20 protein-coding genes and 1 pseudogene are annotated in these 25,347 nt (G+C 72.2%); 9 read left to right on the top strand and 12 right to left on the bottom strand.

Annotated elements, in window-relative coordinates; all coding sequences use genetic code 11:
- Positions 1–14: 14 nt before the first annotated feature.
- Both AC5L3C_RS03765 and AC5L3C_RS03760 read left to right on the top strand, forming a co-directional pair.
- Positions 15–422 (top strand): hypothetical protein, encoded by a 408-nt coding sequence (locus AC5L3C_RS03765; RefSeq protein ID WP_493646905.1) that lies wholly within the window; start codon positions 15–17, stop codon positions 420–422.
- Between the two features lie 33 nt (positions 423–455).
- Entirely contained in the window at positions 456–896 is a 441-nt protein-coding gene (locus AC5L3C_RS03760; protein WP_493646904.1) for a hypothetical protein, read from the top strand.
- Between the two features lie 341 nt (positions 897–1,237).
- On the opposite strand, the gene AC5L3C_RS03755 is transcribed toward AC5L3C_RS03760, so the two are convergent.
- Positions 1,238–2,041 carry a phosphatase PAP2 family protein gene (locus AC5L3C_RS03755; protein ID WP_493646901.1) on the bottom strand — a complete coding sequence of 268 codons (804 nt, stop codon included), beginning with the start codon at positions 2,039–2,041 and terminating at the stop codon, positions 1,238–1,240.
- 184 nt (positions 2,042–2,225) lie between these two features.
- On the opposite strand from AC5L3C_RS03755, the pseudogene AC5L3C_RS03750 reads away from it, so the two are divergent.
- Positions 2,226–2,834 (top strand): annotated as a pseudogene (locus AC5L3C_RS03750) (TetR/AcrR family transcriptional regulator); the annotation flags it as partial.
- A 170-nt stretch (positions 2,835–3,004) separates the two neighbouring features.
- Here AC5L3C_RS03750 and AC5L3C_RS03745 read toward each other — a convergent pair.
- Positions 3,005–3,943, bottom strand: coding sequence for a DUF2510 domain-containing protein (locus tag AC5L3C_RS03745; protein ID WP_493646899.1), 939 nt, complete (start codon positions 3,941–3,943; stop codon positions 3,005–3,007).
- 1,033 nt (positions 3,944–4,976) lie between these two features.
- On the opposite strand from AC5L3C_RS03745, the gene AC5L3C_RS03740 reads away from it, so the two are divergent.
- Entirely contained in the window at positions 4,977–7,664 is a 2,688-nt protein-coding gene (locus AC5L3C_RS03740; RefSeq protein ID WP_493646897.1) for an ATP-binding protein, read from the top strand.
- 16 nt (positions 7,665–7,680) lie between these two features.
- On the opposite strand, the gene pcaDC is transcribed toward AC5L3C_RS03740, so the two are convergent.
- Genes pcaDC through AC5L3C_RS03710 form a run of 6 tightly spaced genes read right to left on the bottom strand, consistent with a single transcriptional unit; the run spans position 7,681 to position 12,904 of the window.
- On the bottom strand, positions 7,681–8,799 hold the full coding sequence (pcaDC, locus tag AC5L3C_RS03735; protein ID WP_493646895.1) for a bifunctional 3-oxoadipate enol-lactonase/4-carboxymuconolactone decarboxylase PcaDC: 1,119 nt from the start codon (positions 8,797–8,799) through the stop codon (positions 7,681–7,683).
- Positions 8,796–10,127, bottom strand: coding sequence for a 3-carboxy-cis,cis-muconate cycloisomerase (gene pcaB, locus AC5L3C_RS03730; protein ID WP_493646893.1), 1,332 nt, complete (start codon positions 10,125–10,127; stop codon positions 8,796–8,798). Before pcaB ends, pcaDC begins: the two co-directional genes overlap by 4 nt.
- Positions 10,124–10,723, bottom strand: a complete 600-nt coding sequence (pcaG, locus tag AC5L3C_RS03725; protein ID WP_493646891.1) for a protocatechuate 3,4-dioxygenase subunit alpha — start codon at positions 10,721–10,723, stop codon at positions 10,124–10,126. The genes pcaB and pcaG overlap by 4 nt, the downstream gene beginning before the upstream one ends.
- Before the next feature lie 5 nt (positions 10,724–10,728).
- Positions 10,729–11,508, bottom strand: coding sequence for a protocatechuate 3,4-dioxygenase subunit beta (pcaH, locus tag AC5L3C_RS03720; protein WP_493646890.1), 780 nt, complete (start codon positions 11,506–11,508; stop codon positions 10,729–10,731).
- Positions 11,505–12,149 carry a 3-oxoacid CoA-transferase subunit B gene (locus tag AC5L3C_RS03715; protein WP_493646888.1) on the bottom strand — a complete coding sequence of 215 codons (645 nt, stop codon included), beginning with the start codon at positions 12,147–12,149 and terminating at the stop codon, positions 11,505–11,507. The genes pcaH and AC5L3C_RS03715 overlap by 4 nt, the downstream gene beginning before the upstream one ends.
- On the bottom strand, positions 12,149–12,904 hold the full coding sequence (locus tag AC5L3C_RS03710) for a CoA transferase subunit A (RefSeq protein ID WP_493646887.1): 756 nt from the start codon (positions 12,902–12,904) through the stop codon (positions 12,149–12,151). The genes AC5L3C_RS03715 and AC5L3C_RS03710 overlap by 1 nt, the downstream gene beginning before the upstream one ends.
- 143 nt (positions 12,905–13,047) lie before the next feature.
- Between AC5L3C_RS03710 and AC5L3C_RS03705 the strand changes: the two genes are divergently transcribed.
- Positions 13,048–13,512, top strand: coding sequence for a MarR family winged helix-turn-helix transcriptional regulator (locus AC5L3C_RS03705; RefSeq protein WP_125502521.1), 465 nt, complete (start codon positions 13,048–13,050; stop codon positions 13,510–13,512).
- 11 nt (positions 13,513–13,523) lie between these two features.
- Here AC5L3C_RS03705 and AC5L3C_RS03700 read toward each other — a convergent pair whose 3' ends face one another.
- Entirely contained in the window at positions 13,524–14,513 is a 990-nt protein-coding gene (locus AC5L3C_RS03700; protein ID WP_493646885.1) for a DUF3048 domain-containing protein, read from the bottom strand.
- Between the two features lie 198 nt (positions 14,514–14,711).
- On the opposite strand from AC5L3C_RS03700, the gene AC5L3C_RS03695 reads away from it, so the two are divergent.
- Positions 14,712–15,902 carry a zinc-dependent alcohol dehydrogenase gene (locus tag AC5L3C_RS03695; protein WP_493646883.1) on the top strand — a complete coding sequence of 397 codons (1,191 nt, stop codon included), beginning with the start codon at positions 14,712–14,714 and terminating at the stop codon, positions 15,900–15,902.
- 61 nt (positions 15,903–15,963) lie between these two features.
- On the opposite strand, the gene AC5L3C_RS03690 is transcribed toward AC5L3C_RS03695, so the two are convergent.
- Positions 15,964–17,028: an ATP-dependent DNA ligase gene (locus AC5L3C_RS03690; protein WP_493646882.1), complete on the bottom strand. Its 1,065-nt coding sequence runs from the start codon at positions 17,026–17,028 to the stop codon at positions 15,964–15,966.
- 74 nt (positions 17,029–17,102) lie between these two features.
- Between AC5L3C_RS03690 and ligD the strand changes: the two genes are divergently transcribed.
- Positions 17,103–18,125, top strand: a complete 1,023-nt coding sequence (gene ligD / locus AC5L3C_RS03685; RefSeq protein ID WP_493646881.1) for a non-homologous end-joining DNA ligase — start codon at positions 17,103–17,105, stop codon at positions 18,123–18,125.
- Between the two features lie 28 nt (positions 18,126–18,153).
- Here ligD and AC5L3C_RS03680 read toward each other — a convergent pair whose 3' ends face one another.
- The gene (locus tag AC5L3C_RS03680; protein ID WP_493653734.1) at positions 18,154–20,346 is read right to left on the bottom strand and encodes an OmpL47-type beta-barrel domain-containing protein; all 2,193 of its coding nucleotides are present in this window, start codon (positions 20,344–20,346) and stop codon (positions 18,154–18,156) included.
- Between the two features lie 23 nt (positions 20,347–20,369).
- A complete protein-coding gene (locus tag AC5L3C_RS03675; protein ID WP_493646879.1) occupies positions 20,370–22,847 on the bottom strand; it encodes a ThuA domain-containing protein in 2,478 nt (825 codons plus the stop codon).
- Between the two features lie 234 nt (positions 22,848–23,081).
- On the opposite strand from AC5L3C_RS03675, the gene AC5L3C_RS03670 reads away from it, so the two are divergent.
- Positions 23,082–24,074 (top strand): multicopper oxidase domain-containing protein, encoded by a 993-nt coding sequence (locus AC5L3C_RS03670; RefSeq protein ID WP_493646877.1) that lies wholly within the window; start codon positions 23,082–23,084, stop codon positions 24,072–24,074.
- A gap of 86 nt (positions 24,075–24,160) precedes the next feature.
- Positions 24,161–25,192, top strand: a complete 1,032-nt coding sequence (locus AC5L3C_RS03665; RefSeq protein WP_493646876.1) for a LacI family DNA-binding transcriptional regulator — start codon at positions 24,161–24,163, stop codon at positions 25,190–25,192.
- Positions 25,193–25,347 lie beyond the last annotated feature (155 nt).

Below are 25,347 nucleotides of genomic sequence, written 5' to 3'. Positions count from 1 at the left end.
TCCTCATTGGGACAGTGCGCGTCGAGGGCGTGGATCATGAAGATTTCACGGCAAACGAGCACCCCACCGACAAGATCCGTTTCGTGCAAATGGTTCTCGATACCGACCAGCCCGCCCAGAACCTCTTCATCGCACCGGTGAAGTGGGGCGGGGAGTGCCGAGTGGAAGTCGAGCTCAACGCACTCATGCTCACCAACAACGCAATCAAGATCACGGGAAATTCCAAGTTCTTCGAAGGTGGGTCCGAAGAAACCGGCGAACTGGAAGACCAGGTCGGTATCGACTTCACTGTTCCGCGAACGCTTGGCGGAAGTCCGCCTCGCCATCATCATGTGTCGCTCAGGAACCAGGTACTGATCGGCGCCGAGGATTCAGCAGAGGTGTTCTTCGACTTCTCCAACCGGGTCTTCGAAGACGACTGACCCCCATCCGCACGACGACAGGGAGGCAGGGAAATGGCACCACGAGTATTGAGCGGAGACATCACTGTCCATGGCACGGACCACGAAGACTTCGGCCCGAACGAACACCCGACTGGCAACCTCATTCAGGTCACGCCGCGAGTGATGAACCCGGGCGATGGCTGGGTCGATCTCGGAATGCCGACCGTCAGGTGGGGCGGGGAGTGCAGGGTAGAGGTTGACTGGGAGGCCATGTTTGACGGCAACAACGAAGTGATCACGGTTCACGCCATTTGCCGATTCTTCGAGGGAGCATCTGAGGACACCGACGAAATGGAAGACCAGCAGGAACGTGAGTTCCCGGTTGCGAAAACCCGGAGCCTCGATCCTCCTACCCGGTTCCACATTCCCCTCCGTAATTCTACGGTGGTGGGAGCGGAGGATCACGCCGAGGTATTCTTCGGTCTGGAGAATCGTGTATTCGAGGACGAGTAGGGTCTTCGGGAGTGGTCACCGACCGGGTGACGGCCGGGGGTGGACAGAAGGCGAGGTCCTCGGGCAGTGGTTTGAGATGTCTGACGTCCGAACCGCTGCGACCGGAGGCCCCGTTCGCCGAGTGTGATCGGGTCGAAGACCACGAACGGGACTACTCGAACAAGGCCCGGGCGAGTTGATCGCCCTTGGAGCCCGACGCGGTCGCGTGGCGCAGGCCCGGCCGGGTGTCCACCCGGCCAGCAGGCCGATGAGGGACGCCGTGCCGCCCGCCACGGCCAGCGCCTCCGGCGCGCTCAGCACATCGCCGGGTGCCGAGCCGGACGCCGTCGCGAGGACGGCGTTCATCGCCGCGCGCCCACGAGGGCTCTGGCGTGGGCGGGCAGGTGCCGGGCCCGGATCCGTGATACGCCGCCCGCTTTGGGCCGCGGGCGGCGTATCACCGCGAGCGCGAGGCCCAGCAGGGCCGCCGCCGCGAGCGCGTCCAGCCAGAAGTGGTTCGCCGTTGCGACGATCACCAGCAGCGTCACCAGCGGGTGCAGCAGCCACAGCCAGCGCCACCACGCGCGCGAGACGGCGATCAGGCCGACGGCCACCATCAGCGCCCACCCGAAGTGCAGCGAGGGCATCGCGGCGAACTGGTTCGACAGCTGGTCCGTGTCCGGGGTGCCGTACACCGACGGTCCGTACACGCGGGCGGTGTCCACGAGCCCCGTGACCGTGAGCAGCCTCGGCGGGGCCAGGGGATACGTCAGGTGCAGCACGAGCGCCGCGGCGGTGAGCGCCGCGAGGGTGCGGCGGACCCAGACGTAGTGGGCCGGGCGGCGCAGATAGAGCCAGATCAGGAAGGCCGCGGTGGCCGGGAAGTGGACGGCCGCGTAGTAGGTGTTCGCGAGGTGCGCGAGCGTGTCGCCGTGCAGCAGCAGGGACTGCACCGCGTCCTCGCCGGGCAGGCGGAGCCCACGTTCCAGGTCCCACACGTCGTGGCCGTTGCGGTACGCCCGGCCGGTGTGGCCCGTCGCCAGCTGCCGGCCGAGTTTGTACACGAGGAACAGGCCGGCCACGAGGAGGAGTTCGCGGACGAGCGGCGGGCGCCCCGGAGCGGGGTGCCCGGCCGGTGCGGACTCCTTCGCCTTGCGGGAATGCATCGGCCGGCTCTTTCGCTGACGGTGGTGCTGTCGTGGTGCTGTCGTGGTGCGTTCGCGTGGTCGATACGCGACCGTACCGATACGGTAGTGTACCGATACGTTCCCGTACCGGTACACTGGCGTATCGTTAAGGTGTCGGAACACACCACCTCGAGACACGCCACAGCAGCAGGGGGTCCAGCCCATGACGTCGCAGGACGCGGACCGGCCGGGGACGGCCGGAACCTCGCGCCGCTCCAAGATCACGCCCGAGCGTGAGCGGGAGTTCTTCGACGCCGTGCTCAACCAGATCCGCGAGTGCGGTTACGACGCCGTGAGCATGGAGGGCATCGCCGCCAGCACCCGGTGCAGCAAGTCGACGCTCTACCGGCAGTGGCGGACCAAGCCGCGGTTCGTCGCGGCCGCCCTGCGCTCCAGTCGGCAGGCCAGGTTCTCGCACATCGACACCGGTACCCTGGCCGGGGACCTGCGGGAGGCGGCGCGGTGCGCGGGGGAGTGGTCACCGAAGGACGCCACGCTGCTCCAGGCGCTCGGCCACGCCATCGTCCAGGACAAGGAACTGGCGCATGCCCTGCGCGAGGCGCTCGTCGACCCCGAACTCGCGGCGCTGACGCAGATCCTGCGGCGCGGGGTCGAGCGCGGCGAGGTGGACGCGGGGAACCCGGCGCTGGAGTACGTCCCGGCACAGCTCTTCGGTGTGCTGCGGGTACGGCCCATGCTGGAGGGGCGCAACGCGGACCCGGACTATCTGATCCGGTTCGTGGAGGCCGCGGTGCTGCCGGCGCTCGGCCTCGGAAAGGGCGAGGACCGCTACAGGACAAAGGCTCAGGGAGCCGGGTCCGGGACGGACCGGACGGTGACCTGATCGCGCCGCACCGTGGGGACGGGGGCGGCGCGGATTCCGGCCGGGTGGGGCACCTCTTTGAGCGGAGGGGTGACCCACCCGGCCGTCGAACGCGGGGGTCAGACCTCCTGGCCGTTGCCGCCGCCCGACGACACCTCGATGCCCTCGGTGATCTCGTCCAGCACGGCCTGCGTCTGATCGGTGTCGACCCCGAAGCGCACCACGACGATCTGCCGCGGCTGCGCGGGGGACGGGAACGCGAGCGACTGCACGTACCCGTCGGAGCCCTTGCTGGTGACCGCCTTCCAGCGCACCAGGTACCCCTTCTGCCCGGCCACCGTCACGGCCGTGGACTCGAGCACGTCGTGCGAGGTGATCCTGCCGTAGGAGTCACCGCCGTAGCTCTCCTCGGCGTTGGCGGCGATGTCCGCCTTGGCGACCTCCTCGGCGGTGGAGCCGCGGGTGCCCAGGGCCAGGGCGGGCGCCGAGTACGCGCCGCCCTTGGTGCAGTTCTTGGACGTGTTGCCCGGACAGTCGTACTCGTCCTTCGACGTCACCGCGGCACCCACCTGGAGCTCCTGGCCGTACCAGCCGTCCGGGACCGGCAGGCTGATCCCGCTCAGTGCGTCCGTCACCGACCCGCTCTCGATCCGTGGCGCCTCGGAGCCGTCCGGCTCCGGCTCCCCGCCGTCCGATCCGCCCTCGTCCCGGTCGCCCTGCCCCTGTGAGGCCGTGGAACCTCTGTCACCGCCGTCGTCCGTCAGGGCGTACACACCCACACCGATGCTCGCCAGGACGGCGACCGCCACCGCGACGGCTATGCCGTACCGCAGCTTGCGCCCCCGTGCGGGCGTCGGCGGAGCGGGATACGCCGGGTATGCCGGGTACGTCGGGTGTGCCGCCCCGGTGTCCGGTGCCGGCGGACCCCAGGCGGCGGCCGACCCCGCCGGCCGGACCTGTTCCGTCCAGGCCGCGCCGTCCCACCAGCGCTCGGTGGCCGGCCCGTCATTCGTCTGCCCGGGGTCGGGATACCACCCGGGAGGAGTCACCTGCGTCATGTCCCCACCGTATGGGGCAACGGTGAAAGCCGGATGAGAGCCCCGACCGCCGACGCCCACCCTCACGCCCGGCTTGTCCTCGCGCCTACGACCCCGCGCCATCCGGCGCTTGCGCCCCCGCCTCGCCGCTGCGCCCCCGCGCCCTCGGCGCCTGCGACCCTCCGCACCCACGCTCGGGGCCCCGCGCCCCCCGGGTGCCTGCGTCTGCCGCCGTCAGCGCCTCGCGTCCGCGGCGCCTGTGGCCGGCCGTCCTCGACGCCTGTGCCGCCGCGCCTTCGGCGCGTGCGCCCGCCGTCCCGGCGCTCACGATCCTGCGCTCCGGGTGTCTGCGGTCCGCTGTCTCCGTGCCTGGTGTCCGAGGCCCGTTGCCTCTCGCTTGTGTGGCCGCGTCTTCGGCGCTTGCGCGCGCCGTCCGGGTGCCCGTGGTCCTGTGCTCCGGGCGTGTGTGGCCCGCTGCCTCGCGTCTGCGGTCTTGGTCTTCGGTGCTTGCGCGCGCCGTCCGGGTGCCCGTGGTCCTGTGCTCCGGGCGTGTGTGGCCCGCTGCCTCGCGTCTGCGGTCTTGGTCTTCGGCGCTTGCGCGCGCCGTCCGGGTGCCCGTGGTCCTGTGCTCCGGGCGTGTGTGGCCCGCTGCCTCGCGTCTGCGGTCTTGGTCTTCGGCGCTTGCGCGCGCCGTTCCGGCGCTGGCGGTCCCGTGCTCTGGGCGCCCGCGGCCCACCACCCCAGTGCCGCGCCCCGCCGTGTCGGCGCCCTCGCGCCCCGCCGCCCCGGCCCCCGCCGCCCCGGCGCTCGCGGCCCTCGCGGCCCGCCGCCCTGCCTCGCGGTCCCCGTCCCCCAGCCGGCGCCCCTCCTCTCAACCCGCGCCCCCTTGACAGCCGTTGGTCCGCAGGATCGCTGGTGGGGGGCGGCTTGCGCCGACGTGGTGTGTTGGGTGTCACTCGTCACGGCAACACTGGTCCGACCGGGCCCATGCGGCCGGGAGGAGGACTACGCTCGTCACTGGTACGTCATTCGGGCGACTCGGGGAGGTAGCGGGATGACGGAGGTACGGCCTCGGGCCGCTTCCTCGGCTTCCCTGTGGGAGCGGGACGAGGAAGTGGCCGCGATCGAGGAGGCCGTCGACATCCTGTGCGCCGACCGGTCCTCGCCGGGCGGCCTCCTGCTGCTCCGGGGCGAGGCCGGGCTCGGCAAGACCGCGCTGCTGGCGGAGACCCGGCACATCGCCGAACGGCGCGGCTGCACCGTCTGGTCGGCCCGCGGCGGCGAGACCCTGCGCTCCGTCCCCTTCAACGTCGTACGCCAACTCCTCCAGCCCGCCCTGGTGTCGATGCTGCCGGAGGAGGCACGCGAGTACCTCGGCGACTGGTACGACATCGCCGGCCCCGCCCTCGGCATAACCAACCCCGGCGACCGGCACCTCGACCCGCAGGGCGTGTGCGAGGGACTGGTCGCCGCCGTGCGCCGACTCGCCCGCCGGGACTGGCCGTTGGTCCTGCTCATCGACGACGCCCACTGGGCCGACCAGGAGACCCTGCACTGGCTCGCCACCTTCGCCGAGCGCCTGTCCGACCTGTCCGTCCTCGTCGTGGTCGCCCGCCGGCCCGGCGAGATCTCCGGCCCGGGAGCCCGCCACCTGGACGCCGTCGCCGCCGCGGCCGACCGCCCCGTGGCCACCCTCAGCGCCCTCACTCCGGACGCCACGGCCGGACTCACCCGGGCCACCCTCGGTGAGAACGCCGACGCCGCGTTCTGCCGCGAGGTGTGGGCCGTCACCGCCGGCAACCCGTACGAGACCGTCGAACTCCTCGCCAAGGTCCAGGACAGCGAACTCGAGCCCGTCGAGGCTCACGCGGGAGAACTGCGCGACCTCAACCGCTCCGCCCGCGGCGGCGGCCTCGTCGCCCGGCTGGAACAACTCGGCATAGACGCCACCCGGTTCGCCTGGGCCGCCGCCATCCTGGGCAGCGACATCACCGTCGACCTGGTGGCCGAACTCGCCACCCTCGGCCGCGACGACGCCGTGCGCTGCGCCGAACTCCTGCGCAGCGCCCGCATCCTCACCGCGCCCGACCCCGCCACCACCGGCGGCACCTCGGCCGCCGACCTGGAGTTCGTGCACCCGCTGATCGCCACCGCCGTCTACAACTCCATCCCCGACGCGCTGCGCCGGGCCATGCACGGCATAGCGGCCCGTATCGTCACCGACTCCGGACGCGGCGCCGCGTCGGCCGCCCGTCACCTCCTCGAAGTACACCCGGACGACGACGAGGAACTCGTCCGGCAGCTGCGCGAGGCCGCCCGCGAACACCTCGCCGTCGGCGCCCCCGACGCCGCCCGCCGCTGCCTGGAACGCGCCCTGGAGGAACCGCCCCGCCCCGAGGTCCACGCCCACGTCCTCTACGAACTGGGCTGTGCCACCTTCCTCACCGCACCCGCCCGCACCATCGGCCACCTGCGGGCCGCCCTCGGCATGCCCGGCCTCGACGGCGACCGGCGGGTGGACTCCGTGGTCCGCCTCTCCCAGGCACTGCTCCACAACGACCAGCTGGAGGAGGCCGTCCGCACGGTCGAGGCGGAGGCCGCCCGGCTCGAACCCGGCCCCGCGCAACTGCGGCTGCGGACGGTGCAGTTCATGTGGGAGGGCATCCACGCCGACGAGGCTGCCTCGCCCAACCGCTCCGAGCGGCTGGCCGAACTCGCCGCCACCTGCACCGGCCGGGACAATTCCGAACGCGCGCTGCTCATCGTGCGCGGCTTCGACGCCATGATGCGCGGCGAGAACGCCGAGGAGATCGTGGAGATCTGCGACCGCGCCCTCGTCAACGGCCGCCTCGCCCCCGGCCTCGGCTGGACCGACCCCGAGTGGGGCATCGAGCTGCTGCTGATGCTGGCCGACGCCTATGCCTACACCGACCGCCTGGACCGCGCCGAGAGCCTGTACCACGAGGGCCTGAACGCCTACGAGACGGCGGGCTGGAGCGGCGGCCACCTGGTTCTCGCCCACGCCTACGTCGGCCTGGCCCACCGCAGGCGCGGCCGGCTGGAGGCGGCCGAGCAGTCACTGCGCGAGTCCCTGCGCCTCGCCGAACGCGTCGGCCGCGGACTGCCCCTGTACTGGACCGCCAGCTGCAACCTCGTCGACACCCTGCTCGCGCGCGGCCACATCGACGAGGCCTGGGCGATGGCCGAACGGCACGGCTTCGCACCGCCGTATCCGTCCACCATCGTCCTGCCCGACCCGCGCTCCGTACGCGGACGGCTGCTGCTCGCCGTCGGCCGCACCAAGGACGGCATCAATGAGCTGGAGGCGGCGGAGAAGGCGGCGGCCGCCCGCGGCCACCACAACCCCGTGCACGTCTTCGGCGCCGCCGACCTGGCCCGCGCCCTCGCCGCCGAGGACCCCGCCCGCGCCGCCCGGCTGGCCGTCGACGTCCGCCGGCGTGCCGAGCGCTTCGGCACGGACACCGCCATAGGAGAGGCCCTGCGCGTCACCGCCGCCCTGGAGACCGGCCAGCGCGCGGTCCGCCTCGCCGCCCAGGCCGTCACCTACCTGGAGTCCTCGCCCTGCCAGTACGAACACGCCGCGGCCCGCGTGGAGTACGGCACCCTCGCCCGCTCCGCCGCCGACCTCGAACGCGGCCTGGCGCTGGCCCGTTCCTGCGGTGCGGACGGCCTGGTGGAGCGGGCCCGGGCGGAACTGGAAACGGGCGCGGGACTGCGGTAGCCCGGCGCGGAAAGGGCTACTCGTCCTCCTCCGCCAGCACCCGCTGGGCCGTCGCGAACGCCGCGTTGGCGGCCGGGACCCCGCAGTACACGGCCGTCTGCAGCAGCACCGCGCCGATCTCCTCGGGGGTGAGCCCGTTCCGCCGGGCCGCGCGGACATGCATCGCGAGTTCGTCGTGGTGGCCGTGCGCGACGAGGGCCGTGAGCGTGATCATGCTGCGTTCGCGGCGGCTGAGCGTCGGATCCGTCCAGATCTCGCCCCACGCGTAGCGCGCGACGAAGTCCTGGAAGCGGGCGGTGAACGGCGTCTGGCGGGCCTGCGCCCGGTCCACGTGCGCATCGCCCAGCACCTCGCGCCGCACCGCCATCCCCCGCGCCGCGCCGCCGCCGAAGTGCGCCCGCAACGCGGTCAGCACGGCCCGCGGACACTGGGCCGGCGCCAGATGCGAGGCGCCGGGGATCTCCACCAGGGTCGCGTCCGGCACCGCGTCCGCGATCTGGCGCAGATGCGCGGGCGGGGTCGCCGGGTCCTCCCGGCCGGCGATGAGCAGCGTCGGCACGCCGACCTCCGCGAGCCGCTCCCGCAGATCGAAGGCGGCCAGCGCGTCACAGCACGCGGCATACGCCTCCGGGTCGGCCTCCCGGTGATCGCGGACCAGCGCCGGCACGGTGAAGCCGCCCGTGAACCACCGGGCGTCCGCGTTCGCCGCGAGCCCGGCCAGTCCCTCGCGCCGCGCCAGCGCCGCCCGCTCCTCCCACGGCTTCGACCCGTTGAAGTGCGCCGAGGAGCAGATGACGGCCAGCGACGACAGCCGCCCCGGATGGTGCACGGCCAGATGCAGCCCCACCGCACCGCCCAGCGAGACACCCGCGTAGGCGAACCGCTCGATGCCGAGCGCGTCGGCCAGCGCCAGCACCAGCCCGGCGAGATCACCCACGCTGGCGCCGGGACCGATCAGCCCCGCGGCGGAACCCCCGTGCCCGGGCAGGTCCCAGCGCACCACCCGGTGCGCGGCCGACAGCTCCGGCGCCACCTCGTCCCACAGGGCCAGCGACGTGCCGAGCGAGGGGCCGAGCAGCAGCGGGGGAGCGGAGACGGCCCCCTCGGCACGGTGGTGGAGAAGGGCGGGGGTCACGATCGCTCCAGGGCACGGTCGGTGAGCACTCCGGCGGCGCCGGTGCAGCGGGCGGGGTCGGCGAGCGGGGCGAGGCGGACGTCCTTCAGCTCCGGTACGGCGGCCAGCAGTTCACCCAGTTCGCGGCCCTCCGCCCGTGCCCGCCGGGCCAGTTCGGCGAGCAGTTCCTTCGCCCGGGCACGGCCGAGCACGGGCTCCAGCCCGGCGGCGAGCAGCTCGGAGACGATCAACCCGCCCGTCACGTCCAGGTGTTCGCGCATCACCTCCGGACGCACCCGCAGCCCCTCGGTGAGCTCGACGGCGTCCCGGGCCGCGCCGCCGACCAGGCGGAGCAGGTCCCTGAGCGGTTCCCACTCGGCGTGCCACGCGCCCGCCGGACGCTCGTCCTCGGCCACCAGCGAGCCGTACAGCGTGGCCGCGAGCTGCGGCGCGCGCCGGGCCGCCGCCGCGACGAGCGTCGAGCGGACCGGGTTCGCCTTGTGCGGCATGGCCGAGGAACCACCGCCGCCGTCCTCGGCCACCTCCGCGATCTCGGTGCGGGAGAGGGTGAGGACGTCGGCCGCCGGCTTGCCGAGGGCCCCGGCCGTCGTCGCCAGGCACCCGGCGAGGTCGGCGAGGGGCGTGCGCAGGGTGTGCCAGGGCAACAGCGGTGCCCGCAGCCCCAGTTCGCGGGCGTACGCGGCCGGCAGCGCGGTCGCGTCGTCGGCCCCGTACGCGGCGAAGGCCGCCAGGGTGCCGGCCGCGCCCCCGAGCTGGGCGGGCAGCGAGTCCCGTACCGTCCGCACCCGGTCCCGGGCGTCGAGCACCAGCGACCGCCACCCGGCGGCCTTCAGACCGAACGTCGTCGGCACGGCGTGCTGCGTCAGGGTCCGGCCCGGCAGCACGGTGTCCCGGTGCTCGGCGGCCAGCCGGGCCAGGGCCCGCTGCACACGGTCGAGGTCGGCGAGGAGGGGACCCAGAGCGCGGTGGGCGACCAGCATCGTCGCCGAGTCCATGATGTCCTGGCTGGTCGCCCCCCGGTGCACGGCGGCCCCGTGCTCCTCGCCGACCGCCCGGGTCAGCTCGGCCACCAGCGGGATCACCGGGTTCCCGCCGTCCCGGGCCCGCGCGGCGAGCGACGCGAGATCGAAACGCGCCGGGTCGGCCGCCCGGGTCACCGCCGCCGCCGCCTCCGCCGGCACGAGGCCCAGCGCGGCCTGGGCCCGGGCGAGCGCGGCCTCCGCGTCGAGCAGCGCCCGCAGGAACGCCGCGTCGCCGGTCTCGGCGGCGGCCGCGGAGCCGGTCCACCCGGGGGCGAGCAGACCGGCGTCGGAAGCGGCTGAGGTCACGGGAACTCCAGGAAGACCGTCTCGCCTTCGCCCTGAAGACGGATGTCGAAACGGTACGTGCCGGCGCCCTCGTCGTCCGCGACCAGCGTGTCGCGGCGCTCCGCGTCGAGCCGGGACAGCAGCGGATCGGCACGCAGCGCGGCCGTGTCGCCCGGCAGATGGATGCGGGTGAACAGGTGCGCCAGCAGGCCGCGCGCGAAGACGCACACGCTCAGGTACGGCGCGTTCCGGCCGCGTGCTCCCGGGCGCAGGGTCCGGGCGTACCAGTGGCCGTCCGCGTCGGTCTGGATCCGTCCGAAGCCGGTGAACTCCACGCCGTTGCGGCCCTGGAAGCCTCCGCTCGCCGGGTCCCGCCGCATCGAACCGTCCGTCGTCGGCAGGTTCCCGTGCGGGTCCGGGCCCCACAGCTCCAGCAGCGCGTCCGGCACGGGCGCGCCCGCGCCGTCGTACACGTATCCGTGCACGGTCACGGTGTCCGGGTGCCCGGCGGGGGCGATGTCCTCGCCGCCGCGGAAGGGCAGGGCGTGACCGTAGAAGGGGCCGACGGTGTGCGAGGGGGTGGGCAGGGCGCCGTGCGGTCCGGCGGGGTGCGTCATGGCGGTCAGCGTCCTTCTTCCGTCCAGGTGGCCCGCGGTCCGTCGAGCACGATGTCCCAGCGGTAGCCCAGGGAGAACTCCGGTACGGACAGGCCGTGGTCGTAGGCGGCGACCAGCCGCTGCCGTGCCGCGTCGTCGGTCACGGAGTGCAGGATCGGGTCGTAGGGGAGCAGCGGGTCGCCCGGGAAGTACATCTGGGTCACCAGCCGCTGGGTGAACGCGCTGCCGAACACGGAGAAGTGGATGTGCGCCGGGCGCCAGGCGCCCACGTGGTTGCGCCACGGGTAGGGTCCTGGCCGGATCGTGGTGAAGGCGTAGCGGCCGTCGGTGCCGGTGAGGGTGCGGCCCACGCCCGTGAAGTTCGGGTCCAGCGGGGCGTCGTGCTGCTCGCGCAGATGGGCGTACCGTCCGGCCGAGTTGGCCTGCCAGATCTCCACCAGCTGACCGCGCACGGGCTGGCCGTCGCGGTCCAGCAGCCGGCCCGAGACGGTGATGCGCTCACCGATCGGCTCACCGGTGTGCTGCCGGGTGAGGTCGTTGTCGGTCTCCGTGACGTCCCGGCTGCCGAACACGGGGGAGGACAGCTCCACCAGCTCCGGGTCCCGGGACACGTCGACGGCCACCGGCGGCCGCTTCGGGTGCCGCAGCACCGAGGAACGGTACGGCGCGTAGTCGCGGCGCGGATGGTGCTCGGCCGGTGCGCCGCCGGCGAGCCGCTTCTCGTACGCGGCGCGCTCGGCCGCGATCTCCCGGTCGATGTCGGCTTGGGTGAGTGCGTCGGTCACGACAGGCTCTCCGCGGGGGTGAGGGGTGCTCCGGTCCTGGCGGTGATCTCCTCGACGGTCGTACCGGGGGCGGTCTCGACGAGGACCAGGCCGTCGGCGGTGACGTCGAGGACGCCGAGGTCGGTGATGATCCGGTCGACGCAGGCCCGGCCGGTCAGCGGCAGCGTGCACTCCGGCACGATCTTCGCAGCGCCGTCCTTCGTGGTGTGGGTGGTGATCACGATCACCGTGCGGACGCCGTGGACCAGGTCCATGGCGCCGCCGATCCCGGTGACGAGCCGGCCGGGCACCGCCCAGTTGGCCAGGTCGCCGCGGCCGGACACCTGCATCGCGCCGAGGACGGCGACGTCGATGTGCCCGCCGCGGATCATGGCGAACGACAGCGCCGAGTCGAAGAAGGACGCGCCCGGAAGGACCGTGACGGTCTCCTTCCCGGCGTTGATCAGGTCCGGGTCGACGGCGTCCGCGGCGGGGTAGGGGCCGGTGCCGAGGATGCCGTTCTCGCTCTCCAGCACCACCTCGACGCCGGGCGGGAGGTGATCGGGGATCAGGGTGGGCAGTCCGATGCCGAGGTTGACGTACTGACCGTCCCTCAGTTCGCGGGCCGCCCGCGCCGCCATCTGCTCGCGGGTCCAGGCCATCAGTCGCTCACCGTCCGCCGCTCGACCTGCTTGCCCCCCGCCTGGGCGGGGGTGAGGGCGACCACCCGCTGTACGAAGACGCCCGGCAGATGCACCGCGTCCGGGTCGAGGCCGCCCGGCTCGACCAGCTCCTCCACCTCCGCGACCGTCACCCGGCCCGCCATCGCCGCGAGGGGGTTGAAGTTGCGGGCGGACCTGCGGAACACCAGGTTGCCGTGCCGGTCGCCCTTCGCCGCCCGCACCAGCGCGTAGTCGGTGCGGATCCCGCGCTCCAGCACGTACTCCCGGCCGTCGAACTCCCGTACCTCCTTCGGCGGCGAGGCGAGCGCCACCCCGCCGGAGCCGTCGTAGCGCCAGGGCAGCCCGCCCTCGGCGACCTGGGTGCCCACTCCGGCGGGCGTGTAGAACGCGGGGATCCCGGCGCCTCCGGCGCGCAGCCGCTCCGCGAGCGTGCCCTGCGGGATCAGCTCCACCTCCAGCTCGCCGGCCAGATACCGCCGGGCGAACTCCTTGTTCGCCCCGATGTAGGAGCCGGTCACCCGGGCGATCCGGTCCGCCGCGAGCAGCACCGCGAGCCCGGACTCCATCGCCCCGCAGTTGTTGGAGACGACCGACAGCGAGCCGACGCCCCGCTCGTAGAGCGCCCGGATCAGCACCTGGGGCACACCGCTGAGGCCGAAGCCGCCCACCGCGAGCGACGCGCCGTGCGGCACGTCGGCCACCGCCTCCGCGGCCGAGGCGACCACCTTGTCCATCAGAGGAACCCCACCCCTTCCGGGTCATCCGATCCTCATATGGTCAGTGCACTGAGTATTTACGCGCGGCGACGCGCGTGTCCAGTACCGTTCAGGAGGTCGATAAGATCAGTGCACCGATGAAAAGACCCGTGGGAGCGCACATGGCCGCCGTGGACCTCGCCACCCATCCCGGGCATCTGGCCCGGCGGCTCCAGCAGGCGCACCACCTGCTGTGGACCACGATGGTCTCCGAGGAGATCACCTCACCGCAGTTCGCCGTGCTCAACGCGCTCGTCGCCGAACCGGGCCTGGACCAGCGCACGGTGGGGGAGCGGGTCGGGCTCGACCGGTCCACCGTCGCCGAGGTGGTCGCCCGGCTCATCCGGCGCGGACTGCTGGACAAGGTCCGCGACGCGCGGGACGGCCGGCGGTTCCTGCTGCGCCTCACCGACGAGGGGGTGCGTACCCACCGCGGGCTGACGGTGCGCACCGCGCGCATGAACCAGGTCCTCCTGGCCCCGCTCGACGCCGACGAGCGCGCCGTCTTCCTGGAGCTGATCCGGCGCGTGGCGGACGCGGCCGAGAGCCTGCGCGACCCCCTCCCCGCCCTGCGCGCCCCGCACTGACCGAGACCGGCTCAGGGCGCCTTCGCGTACACCACCCACACCTGGCCGCGCGCGAAGTTCAGCGGCTCGCCGTCGTCCGTGGTGAAGGAGGTGCCGTCCTCGGCGGCCGCACGCTCCCAGTCCGCCTCGTACGCCCGTCCGTCGCGCAGTACGGTCGCCTCACCGGAGCCCACCGTCTCGGTGTAGGGGGTGGTGTTGCCGAGGAAGTCCCGGAACGCCGAGGAGCGCACGGTCACGTACTGCACGACGACCGTCGCGGGCGCCATCCGCTCGCCGTCCGTGGTGCGGGCCGGCGCGCCGTCCATCGACACCAGCCAGCGGTCGCGGTCCTCGGACCAGGTGAAGGTGAAACGCGCCGCCGGGTAGCGGACCGTCATCTCGTCGCGGGCCGCACCGCCCGCCGGGGGCGGGCCGAAGCGGAAGCCGGTGGTCAGGGCGGCCTCGCCGGGCGGTTCGTCCAGAATCCGGTCCGGGCGCAGATACAGGTTGTGCGGAGCCGCCCGGCCGGAATCCCGGGAGTAGGCGCCGGGCTCCGATGCAGGAGTCACCGCCTCCAGCGGGGCCTGCTCGATCAGCGGATTCAGCTTGCTCTGCGCCCCGGAGTAGGCCAGCAGCGGCCGGTCGAACTGGCGCAGCAGCTCCAGATCGGCCTCCCGGGCGCTGCGCACCGGCCCGACGGAGTCCGGGAGCTCGGTGGCGTACACGGCGATCAGCCTGCTGCTCCCGCCCTCGACCTCCTCGGTGTACACCACGTCGGCGGCGTCCAGACCGGTCTGGGGCCGGGCGGCGGGGGCGTTGTCGACCTTCACGGCGAGGACCGGCGGGGCGTCCTGCCCCCGGGACGGGGACTCGTCCGGCGAACCCCGGCCGTCGTCATCCGGGCCGTCCGACGTCGTACAGCCCGCGGCCAGACCGCCCGCCAGCACGGCGGCCAGCAGCAACCCGGCCCCCGTACCGCGCCGCCGTCGGCGCGCCCCTCGTACCGTGCCCACCGTTGCCACCGCGCCTGCCTCACATCATCCGTAGTTTCGATTGTGCGCTTTTCCGATGGTCGGTGCCCATCGCACACCGGAAGCACTCCCGCGCGGTGACGTCCGCCGATCGGCCCAGCGACCCGTGGTTCGGCGTCCGGCCGCCCGGGTACCCGGACGCCCACCGCACGAGCGACACACGGGCAGGCACGGAGGGAGCGGGCGGCGATGAGGGCACTGACCTGGCAGGGAAAGCGGGACGTACGCGTGGAGAACGTGCCCGACCCACGGATCGAGGAGCCGACGGACGCGGTCATCCGCATCACCTCCACGGGACTGTGCGGATCCGACCTCCACCTCTACGAGGTGCTGACCCCGTTCATGACCCCCGGGGACATTCTCGGCCACGAACCCATGGGGATCGTCGAGGAGGTCGGCGCCGCGGTGCCCGACCTCCAGGTCGGCGACCGGGTCGTGGTGCCGTTCCAGATCGCCTGCGGCAACTGCTGGATGTGCCTGACCGGACTGCCCACCCAGTGCGAGACCACCCAGGTCAGCTCCGAGGGCATGGGCGCCGCCCTGTTCGGCTACACCCGGCTGTACGGCGCGGTACCGGGCGCCCAGGCCGAGTACCTGCGGGTCCCGCAGGCCCAGTACGGTCCGATCAAGGTCCCCGAGGGGCCCTCCGACGACCGCTTCGTCTACCTCTCCGACGTGCTGCCCACCGCCTGGCAGGCCGTCGCCTACGCCGGGATCCCCAAGGGCGGCAGCGTCGCCGTGCTCGGCCTCGGCCCCATCGGCGACATGACCTGCCGGGTCGCCCAGGCCCAGGGCGCGGGACGGGTGTTCGGCGTGGACATGGTCCCGGAGCGGCTGAACCGGGCCAAGGAGCGGGGCGTGGAGACCTTCGACCTGCGCTCCTTCGACGACGAGAAGGAACTGGTCGCCGCCGTCCGCGACCAGACCGACGGCCGGGGACCGGACGCCGTGATCGACGCCGTCGGCACCGAGGCACACGGCAGCGCCGCGGCCCGCATGGTGCAGAACGCCTCGGCCCTGCTGCCCCGCAAACTGAGCGGCCCGATGGCCGAACGCTTCAGCGTCGACCGCCTCGCCGCCCTGTACACCGCCATCGACCTGGTGCGCCGCGGCGGCACCATCTCCATCAGCGGCGTCTACGGCGGCATGGCCGACCCGATGCCCATACTCACCCTGTTCGACAAGCAGATCCAGATGCGCATGGGCCAGGCGAACGTCCGCCGCTGGAGCGACGAGATCATCCCCTACCTCACCGACGAGGACCCCCTCGGCGTGGACGGCTTCGCCACCCACCGGGTGCCGCTGAGCGAGGCGCCGGAGGCCTACGCGATGTTCCAGGAGAAGCGCGACGGCGCGGTCAAGGTGCTGATCAAGCCCTGACGCACACCCAGCACACCCAGCACCCAGCACACCGTGCGGCCCTGACGCACGACCCGGCGGGTCACGGCCCGCCGAGGATCTCGGCCAGGTCGTAGCGGACCGGCTCCTCCAGCTGGGCGTAGGTGCAGCTCGCGGGATCCCGGTCCGGGCGCCAGCGGCGGAAGCGGGCGGTGTGCCGGAAACGCTGCCCGTTCTCCATGTGGTCGTAGGCCACCTCGGCCACCCGCTCCGGCCGCAGCGGCACCCAGGACAGGTCCTTGCCGCCCGACCAGCGGCTCGGCGCCCCCGGCAGCCGCGCCGACTCATGGGCCGCCTCGTCCGCCCAGGCCGCCCACGGATGGCCGGACACATCGTCCATCCGCAGCGGCTCCAGCTCCTCGATCAGCTCCGCGCGCCGCTTCATCGGGAACGCAGCGCAGACGCCGACGTGCTGGAGCCGGCCGTCGTCGTACAGACCCAGCAGCAGCGAGCCCACGACCGGGCCGCTCTTGTGCAGCCGGTACCCGGCGACGACCACATCGGCCGTGCGCTCGTGCTTGATCTTGAACATGGCCCGCTCGTCCTGCCGGTAGCGCAGATCGAGCGGCTTGGCGATCACCCCGTCCAGACCCGCGCCCTCGTACTGCTCGAACCACCCCCGCGCCACCTCGATGTCGGTGGTCGCCGGCGCCACGTGCACCGGAGGCGTCACTCCCTGAAGCGCCCGGACCAGCAGCTCCCGGCGGTCCGACTGCGGGACGTCCAGCAGCGACTCGTCCCCCAGCGCCAGGATGTCGAAGGCGACGAAGGACGCCGGGTTCCGCGCGGCGAGCGTGCGCACCCGCGAGTCGGCCGGGTGGATGCGCTCGGTGAGCGCGTCGAAGTCCAGATGCCCCTCCCGGGCGATGACGATCTCCCCGTCCAGCACGCAGCGCTCCGGAAGCCGCTCCCGCACCGCCTCCACCACCTCGGGGAAATACCTGGTCAGCGACTTCCCGGTGCGGCTGCCCAGCTCGACCTCGTCCCCGTCGCGGAACACGATCGCCCGGAACCCGTCCCACTTCGCCTCGTACTGCATGCCCGGCGGGATCTTCGCCACGGACTTGGCGAGCATCGGCTTCACGGGCGGCATGACGGGAAGATCCATGTTCCGATTCTGCGCGCCCGCGCCCGTTGCCGCCCGGTGTGCGAGGTATGTGTGCCACCCGTACCGTGGCTCGCATGGGTGACGCGGTGGAACTCGAGGTGGGCGGCCGGACCGTACGGCTGTCCAGTCCGGACAAGGTCTTCTTCCCGGAACACGGGTACACCAAGCTGGACGTCGCCCGCTACTACCAGGCCGTCGCCCCCGGGCTGCTGCGCGCCCTGCGCGACCGGCCCACCACCCTCCAGCGCTACCCCGACGGCATCACCGGCGAGTGGTTCTACCAGAAGCGCGCCCCCAAGGGCATGCCCGACTGGATCCCCACCGCGCACATCACCTTCCCCAGCGGCCGCAGCGCCGACGAGATGTGCCCCACCGAGGAGGCGGCCGTGGTGTGGGCGGCCCAGTACGGCACGCTCGTCTTCCACCCCTGGCCGGTGCGGCGCTCGGACGTGGACCACCCCGACGAACTGCGCATCGACCTCGACCCGCAGCCCGGCACCGACTACGACGACGCCGTGCGGGCCGCCGGGGAACTGCGCGCCGTCCTCGACGACCACGGGATGCGCGGCTGGCCCAAGACCTCCGGCGGACGCGGCCTCCACGTGTTCGTCCCGATCGAACCGCGCTGGACCTTCACCCAGGTGCGCCGCGCCGCCATCGCCGTGGGCCGGGAACTGGAACGCCGGATGCCGCAGCAGGTGACCATCAAGTGGTGGAAGGAGGAGCGCGGCGAACGCATCTTCGTCGACTACAACCAGACCGCCCGCGACCGCACCATCGCCTCCGCCTACTCCGTGCGGCCCCACCCGCACGCGCCGGTGTCGGCGCCGCTGCGCTGGGAGGAGGTCGGCGAGGCGCATCCGCGGGACTTCGACATCACGACCATGCCCGCGCGCTTCGCCGAACTCGGCGACGTGCACGCGGACATGGACGATCACGCCTTCTCGCTGGAGCCCTTGCTGGAACTCGCCCGCCGTGACGAACACGACCACGGCCTGGGCGATCTGCCCTACCCGCCCGAGTATCCGAAGATGCCGGGCGAACCCAGCCGGGTCCAGCCGAGCCGGGCCAGGAAGCCGAAACCCTCGGCCTCCTGACCCGGGGCGACCTCAGCACCCGTGGGCGCTACAGGTCCTTGATCCGCACGTCACGGTAGGAGATGACGTCCCCCGTGCCGTGCACCTGCAGTCCGATGTAACCGGTGGCGTACCGCCGCCCGTCCGTGCCCGGGTCGTCCGAGCGCGGCGGGGTGAAGTCCTGGCCGCCGATGTTGTCGAACTCGTTGATCAGCACACCGTTGCGGTAGACGGAGTAGTGCTGGTCCACCACGCGGATCTCGTAGTCGTTCCAGGTGCCCTTCTGCGTCACACCCGCACCGGCCAGGCCCACCCGGTCGAAGCCGTAGACCGAGCCGGTCTTGTACACGTCGCCGGTGGGCGAGTCGAACACCTGGATCTCGTGCCCGAACTTGATGGCGGCCCACTCCGGACGCGGCTCCTCCGGGTGGTCGTGGATCTGCGGGAACCGCACGAACACACCGGAGTTGGCGTTGCCGGTGCCCGGGGCGTCGTCACGCCACTGCAGCTTCAGCGAGAAGTCGCCGTACTTGCGCTCGGGGAACCACAGCATGCCCAGTCCGCCCCGGGTGGTGCCGGAGGTGATCGACCCGTCCGGGTTCAGCGCGAACGAACCGCCGCCGACGTGCTCCCACTTGGCGAACGACTCCTGGGTGCCGTCGAGGATCTTGCGGTAGCCCTCGGTCCGGCCGGGCTCGCCGATGCCGGACTCACGGGCGGCCTGGTTGATCGCCCGCTTCTCCCGCTTGTCGATGACCCCTTCCTTCTTGAGCTTGTTCACGACGCTCTTCACATGCTTGAGGAACAGCGCGTGCGAGGTCCATTCCTTCTCGTCCTCGATCAGCTCACCGATCCGGCAGCGGTTGTTGGTGACCCGGTTCGGCACCCCCGTGTCGACCGTGCCGACGAACACCGTCAGCCGTTCGTCGTACTCGGGGCAGTTGGGCGCGGGCACCCCGCCGTCCGCCACGACCGTGAAGCTCACCGTGAGCGGCTCGGAGGTGTTGCCGGCCTTGTCGCTCGCCCGGTAGGCCACGGTGTGCCGGCCCGCCCGGTCGACGACCACGGGCCCGGTGTAGGCCAGGTACGGGCCGCCGTCGAGGGAGTACTCGACGGCCGCGACACCGGACCCGCCGTGCCCGTCGTCCGCGGTGACGGTCACGGTGGCGTCACCGACGTAGGCGCCGTCGGAGTTCCTGGTGCCCTCCACGGTCACGCCGGTGGCCGGCGGGGTGGTGTCCTGCGGGGGAGCGGCGACGACGGTGAACTCCACGCTCTTGGCCGCCGCCGTGTTGCCCGCCCGGTCGGTGGCGCGGTAGCGCACGGTGTGCGTGCCCACCTGGTGCACCATCACCGGCCCGGTGTACGGCTGCCAGGCGCCGTCGGCGCCGAGGGCGTACTCGATGGTGTTGACGCCGGAGCCGGTGTCGGACGCGGTGACGGTGACCGTCGCCATGTCGATGTAGGCACCGTCGTCGTTCTTCTCGCCGTCCACCGTCGCCGAGGTCTCCGGCGCGGTGGTGTCGTCCGTCGGCGGCGCGACGACCGTGAAGGTCACGGTCTGCTCCGCCGAGACGTTGCCCGCCTTGTCCAGGGCGCGGTAGCGCAGCGTGTGCGCGCCGACCTGGTCGACGACCACCGGGGCGGTGTACGGCTGCCAGGCGCCGTCGGCGCCGAGGGCGTACTCGATCCGCTCCACCCCGGAAGCGTCGTCCGTGGCCTCGAGGGTCACGCTCGCCGCGCCGACGTACTCGCCCTTGTCGTTCTGCGAGCCGGTCACCTCGGCGGTGGCCTCGGGCGCGGTGGTGTCCTCGCCACTGCCCTCGGTCACCGTCAGGATGCCCTGCATCTCGGGGTGGCCGGGAATGGTGCAGTGATAGAAGTAGCGGCCCGGGGTGAGCGTCACCTCCGCCGTGTGCCGGCCGCCCTGCGCGTCACCGGGCGTGGCCATGATGTTGAGCTGGACGTCGTTGTTGAACTCCGGGTCGGAGGTCACGAACGTCAGCGTGTGCGGCATACCGGTGGTGTTGCCGGTGGCCGCGCTGTTCTCGAAGACGATCGTCGCCGGACCGGCCACCGCCGTCTTCGGCGCGGACGTGTACGCGGTGATGCTGTCGCCCGCGGTCCAGGTGAGCACCTGCGCCGCGGCCGCGTCGGCCGTGGACTCCTTCTCGCCGGCCGAGGACGCCGTGGTCTGCAGACCGAGCATCATCAGCAGGGCGGCCAGCAGGCCGGCCCACACTCTTCGTTTCCGTGTCACTGGTCTCATCCGGCCTTCCTCGCCAGCTGACCGGCGGCCGGGGTCGGGCCGCCGCCCGTGTAGGTGACCCGCCACAGCGCGGACTTGGCGTCCGAGGTGAAGAACCCGCGGCCGTAGTCGAGGACGTACAGCGCGCCGTCCGGACCGAACTTCCAGCCCATCAGGTTCCTGATGCCGTCGTTGCCGACCGGCACGATCTTCTTCAGGGACTCCGAGTGCACCGGAAGACCGCCGTCGCCCTGGGTCTTCGGGTCCATGAGCACCGCGTTGCGCGGCTGGTCGGCGTCGTAGAAGTCACCGACGAACCACTTGCCGTCCCAGTAGGCCGGCCACTTGACGTCACTGGAGCTGCCGGCGTCGTAGCGGTAGACCGGGCCGTTCATCGCGGCCTGGCCGCCGCCCTTCAGCCAGGGCAGCCGGTAGGTGGCCTCGTCCTGCACGTACGACGGGATGCCGTTCGCGTCGCGCGGGTAGTCCGGGGCCCCGCCCTGCGGCGAGTACCAGATGTTGTTGCCGGTCACCGGCGGCAGATTGACCAGACCGTCGTTGTTGGGCGACTCGTTCTTCGGGTGGTCGCAGTCGTACCAGCCCAGCGGCTTGGACGGGTCCGGCAGGTTGCGGTCCCGGTAGGGCTGCTTGTTGCCCATGCAGTACGGCCAGCCGCGGTTGGACGCCTCGGTGATGACGGCGAACGTGTCGTACTTCGCCGGGCCCCAGACGGTCGACGGGGAACCGGCGTCGGGGCCGACCCAGCCCGCGTAGAGGACGTCGGTCTTCTTGTCGACGGAGATGCGCGCCGGGTTGCGCACGCCCATCACATAGATCTCGCCGCGCGTCTTGCCGCCGCCCTCGGCGGTCTCCTCGCCGGTGAACAGGTTGCCCTCGGGGAGGGTGTACGTGCCGTCCGGCTCGGGGTGGATGCGCAGGATCTTGCCGTTGAGGTTGTTGGTGTTGCCGGCCGTGCGGCGGGCGTCCGCGAAGGACACGCCCTTGAAGTCGGGCTCGGGGTTGTTGCCCGAGTAACCGCCGCTGAAGCCGCTGGAGTTGTTGTCACCGGTGGCGATGTACAGGTTGCCCTTGGAGTCCCAGGCCATCCCGCCGCCGGCGTGGCAGCAGCTGTGGATCTGCACCGGCCACTCCAGCAGCACCTTCTCGCTGCTCAGGTCCAGCTTGTCGGTGGCGTGGTCGAGCGTGAAGCGGGAGACCCGCCGCTCGGCCATGTGGGTGTCCCGGTTGATCTCGGAGTGCGGCGTGTAGTGCAGGTACACCCATCCGTTCCGCTCGAACGCGGGGTCCAGTTCGATGCCGAGCAGGCCCTCCTCGACCTTCCTCAGCTCGTCGCCGCCGCCCTTGTTGCCGAAGACGGTGAGCGCTCCGGCCAGGGTGACCTTGCCGGTCCCGGGGTCCCAGACGTGGATCTCGCCCTTGCCCTTGCCGATGTCGGGGTCGTTCCAGTCGGTGACCACGGGCTGCGAGGCGTCCGCGCCGCCCCGGCCGATGTAGAACACCCGTCCGTCGGGGGCGGTGACCAGGCCGTGCGGCTCGCCGATCTGGTCGTTCTGCCCGGGCTGGTTGGGCTGTGTGAGGCGCTCCGCCTTGTAGTTGCCGGTGATGGTGGCCTTGCAGTCGGCCCGCACGAGCCGGTTGGTCCACAGCAGGGCGCCGCGCAGATGGTCGCGGAAGTCGGTCTCGTCGTACGACGACACCGTGCCGCCCATGCCGGTGTAGAAGGACCGGCCGCCGTCGTAGTCACGGCACCAGCTGACCGGGTGGTCCCAGCCGGCCGCGCCCGCACCGGGCGTGTAGGTCGACTCGCGCACCCTGGCGACCGTGTGCACATCGCCGGAGGGGTTCTTCACCCAGTTCAGCCACTTGTCGGAGCGCTTCCACTCCATCGGCAGAGCCTTGGTCGCCGGATGGGCGCGGTCGCCGACCTCCACGGTCGCCCGCTGCGCCTTGTCGGGGCCGCCGGCGGCCGGGCGGGCGCCGATCAGACCGGTGAACCAGTCCGAGTACGGCTCCGCGCGGGCGGCGTCGTGCAGCCCGACGAAACCGCCGCCGGCCTCCATGTACGCCTCGAGCCCCGCCTCCTGCTCCGGGGTCAGGATGTCGCCGCCGCCGGTCAGGAACACGATGGTGTTGAACCGGCCCAGCTTCTTGTCGTTGGTGAAGACCGAGGCGTTGTCGGTGGCGGTGACCTGGAACCGCTGCTCCTCCGGGCCGGTCAGGCCGATCTTCTCGATCGCCGCGATGCCGGCGTTCACCAGCGGCGACTCGTCACCGCCGGCCGCCGAGCCGTGGAAGAGCAGCACCCGTACGTTCGCGCCGCCCGGGGGCGACTTGATGGACATCGTTGTCAGGGACGGATCCGGGGCCGGGCGCGCGCTGGCGGCGGGACCCGACAGCAGCCCGGCGGCGAGGACGCCGGCGGTCACGGTGGCCGCCCAGACGCGTCTTCCTCTTCTCGTCCGTCGTCCGTTCATGGCGCTTGACGTGCTCAACCCTCTTAAGCGCATGGGTTCTTGATGCGATGTGGACCGCACGTGGCCACCCACCCCTCCTCGGTCGCAGCAACAGCGTCAAGGAAGCTAGACCTCTTTGCGCCACACGCCAATACCTATCGCAGCAATGAATCAAACTTTGTCCTGAGTGTGGATAAACAGCGGGGCGGCCGCTACGGTTTCACAGGTTCATGACAGCCACATGGGGAGTTCGGCATGGACAGACGCGGGTTCAACCGTCGGGTACTGCTGGGCGGCGCCGTAGCGGCGACATCGTTGTCCATGGCACCCGAGGCAGTGAGCGCGGCGAAGACGGCGAAGACCGCGCCCGCCGGCGGCGAGGTGCGGCGCATCAAGATGTACGCCGAACGGCTGGACGGCGGACAGATGGGCTACGGCTTCGAGAAGGGCAAGGCGTCGATCCCCGGCCCCCTGATCGAGCTCAACGAGGGCGACACCCTGCACATCGAGTTCGAGAACACCATGGACGTACCCGTGAGCCTGCACGTCCACGGCCTCGACTACGAGATCTCCAGCGACGGCACCCGGCAGAACAAGAGCGACGTCGAGCCCGGCGGCACCCGCACCTACACCTGGCGCACCCACAAACCGGGCCGGCGCTCCGACGGCACCTGGCGGGCGGGCAGCGCCGGTTACTGGCACTACCACGACCACGTCGTCGGCACGGTGCACGGCACCGGAGGCATTCGCAACGGCCTCTACGGCCCCGTGATCGTCCGCCGCAAGGGCGACATCCTGCCCGACGCCACCCACACCATCGTCTTCAACGACATGTCGATCAACAACCTGCCCGCCCACTCCGGCCCCGACTTCGAGGCCACGGTGGGCGACCGCGTCGAGATCGTCATGATCACGCACGGCGAGTTCTACCACACCTTCCACATGCACGGTCACCGCTGGGCCGACAACCGCACCGGCATGCTCACCGGACCCGACGACCCGAGCCCGGTCATCGACAACAAGATCTGCGGCCCCGCCGACTCCTTCGGCTTCCAGATCATCGCGGGGGAGGGCGTCGGAGCGGGCGCCTGGATGTACCACTGCCACGTCCAGAGCCACTCCGACATGGGCATGGTCGGGCTGTTCCTGGTGAAGAAGCCGGACGGCACCATCCCGGGATACGACCCGGACGAACACGAGCACGCCCATGAGCCGGCCGCCGGGGAGGAACCGACGCACGAGCACTGACGGCGTCCGGCATGATCGAAGAGCGCTCTCGCCGATGGGCGGGCCGGGGATATCCTTTCCCGCAGCAGCAGGTGAGGAGCGCCCAAGTGACCGAGACAGTGCCGCGCCCCACGCTGGAGGCGGTGGCCGCACGCGCCGGGGTCTCCCGGGCCACGGTCTCCCGCGTGGTCAACGGTTCCGACGCGGTGCGCGAACCCCTGGCCGAGCGGGTGAGACAGGCGGTGGAGGAACTCGGGTACGTCCCCAACCAGGCCGCCCGCAGCCTGGTGACGAAGCGGCACGACGCCGTCGCCGTCATCGTCGCCGAACCGGAGACCCGCGTCTTCGCCGACCCCTTCTTCGCCCGCCAGCTGCGCGGCATCAGCAAGGAACTGACCGCCCACGACAACCAGCTCGTCCTGCTGCTCACCGAGGACCGCGACGACCACGCCCGCGTCGGCCGCTACCTCGCCGGCGGCCATGTCGACGGCGCGCTGGTCATCTCGCTGCACATCGACGACCCGCTGCCCGAGCTGATCCAGAGCGCCGGGGTCCCGGCCGTGTTCGGCGGCCGGCCCGACTTCACCGGCGGCGGCGGCGACGGCGTCGTCTACGTCGACTGCGACAACCGGGGCGGTGCCCGCGACGCCGTACGGCATCTCATCGGGCTCGGCCGCGGCCGCATCGCGCACATCACCGGGGCCCTCGACCAGACCTCGGCCGTGGACCGGGTCGACGGCTACCGCGACGCCGTGGCCGACGCCGATCCCGAGCTGGTCGTGGAGGGCGACTTCACCTCGGCGAGCGGCGAGCGGGCGATGCGCGAACTCCTCGGCCGCCGCCCCGGCCTCGACGCGGTGTTCGCGGGCAACGACCTCATGGCGGCGGGCGCGCTGCGCGTGCTGCGCGAACGGGGGCGGCGGGTGCCGGACGACGTGGCGGTGGTCGGCTTCGACGACATGCTCCCGATCGCCGAACAGACGGAACCTCCGCTCACCACGGTGCGCCAGGACATCGAGGAGATGGGCCGCCTGATGGCCCGCATGCTGCTGCGCAGGCTCGACGGTACGGGTGAGCGGGACGAGACCCCGGGCGGCCTCGTCCTCCCGACCACACTGATCCGCCGCGCGTCGGCGTGACCGCGCCGAGGGCTGCGCCGCCCCATGCAGCCCCTCCGGCGTTTGAGGAGCGGGGTCCGGGGGCAGCGCCCCCGGGGACGGGACGGGAAGGGGCGGCGGGGGCGAAAAGCCCGACCCTCACCCGGGAGCTCCGGACGGTGATCACCGGCGAACGG

Source organism: Streptomyces speibonae, from assembly GCF_984686075.1.
Note: the sequence above shows the minus strand (reverse complement) of the source record. Positions and strands in the feature narration are given on the sequence as shown.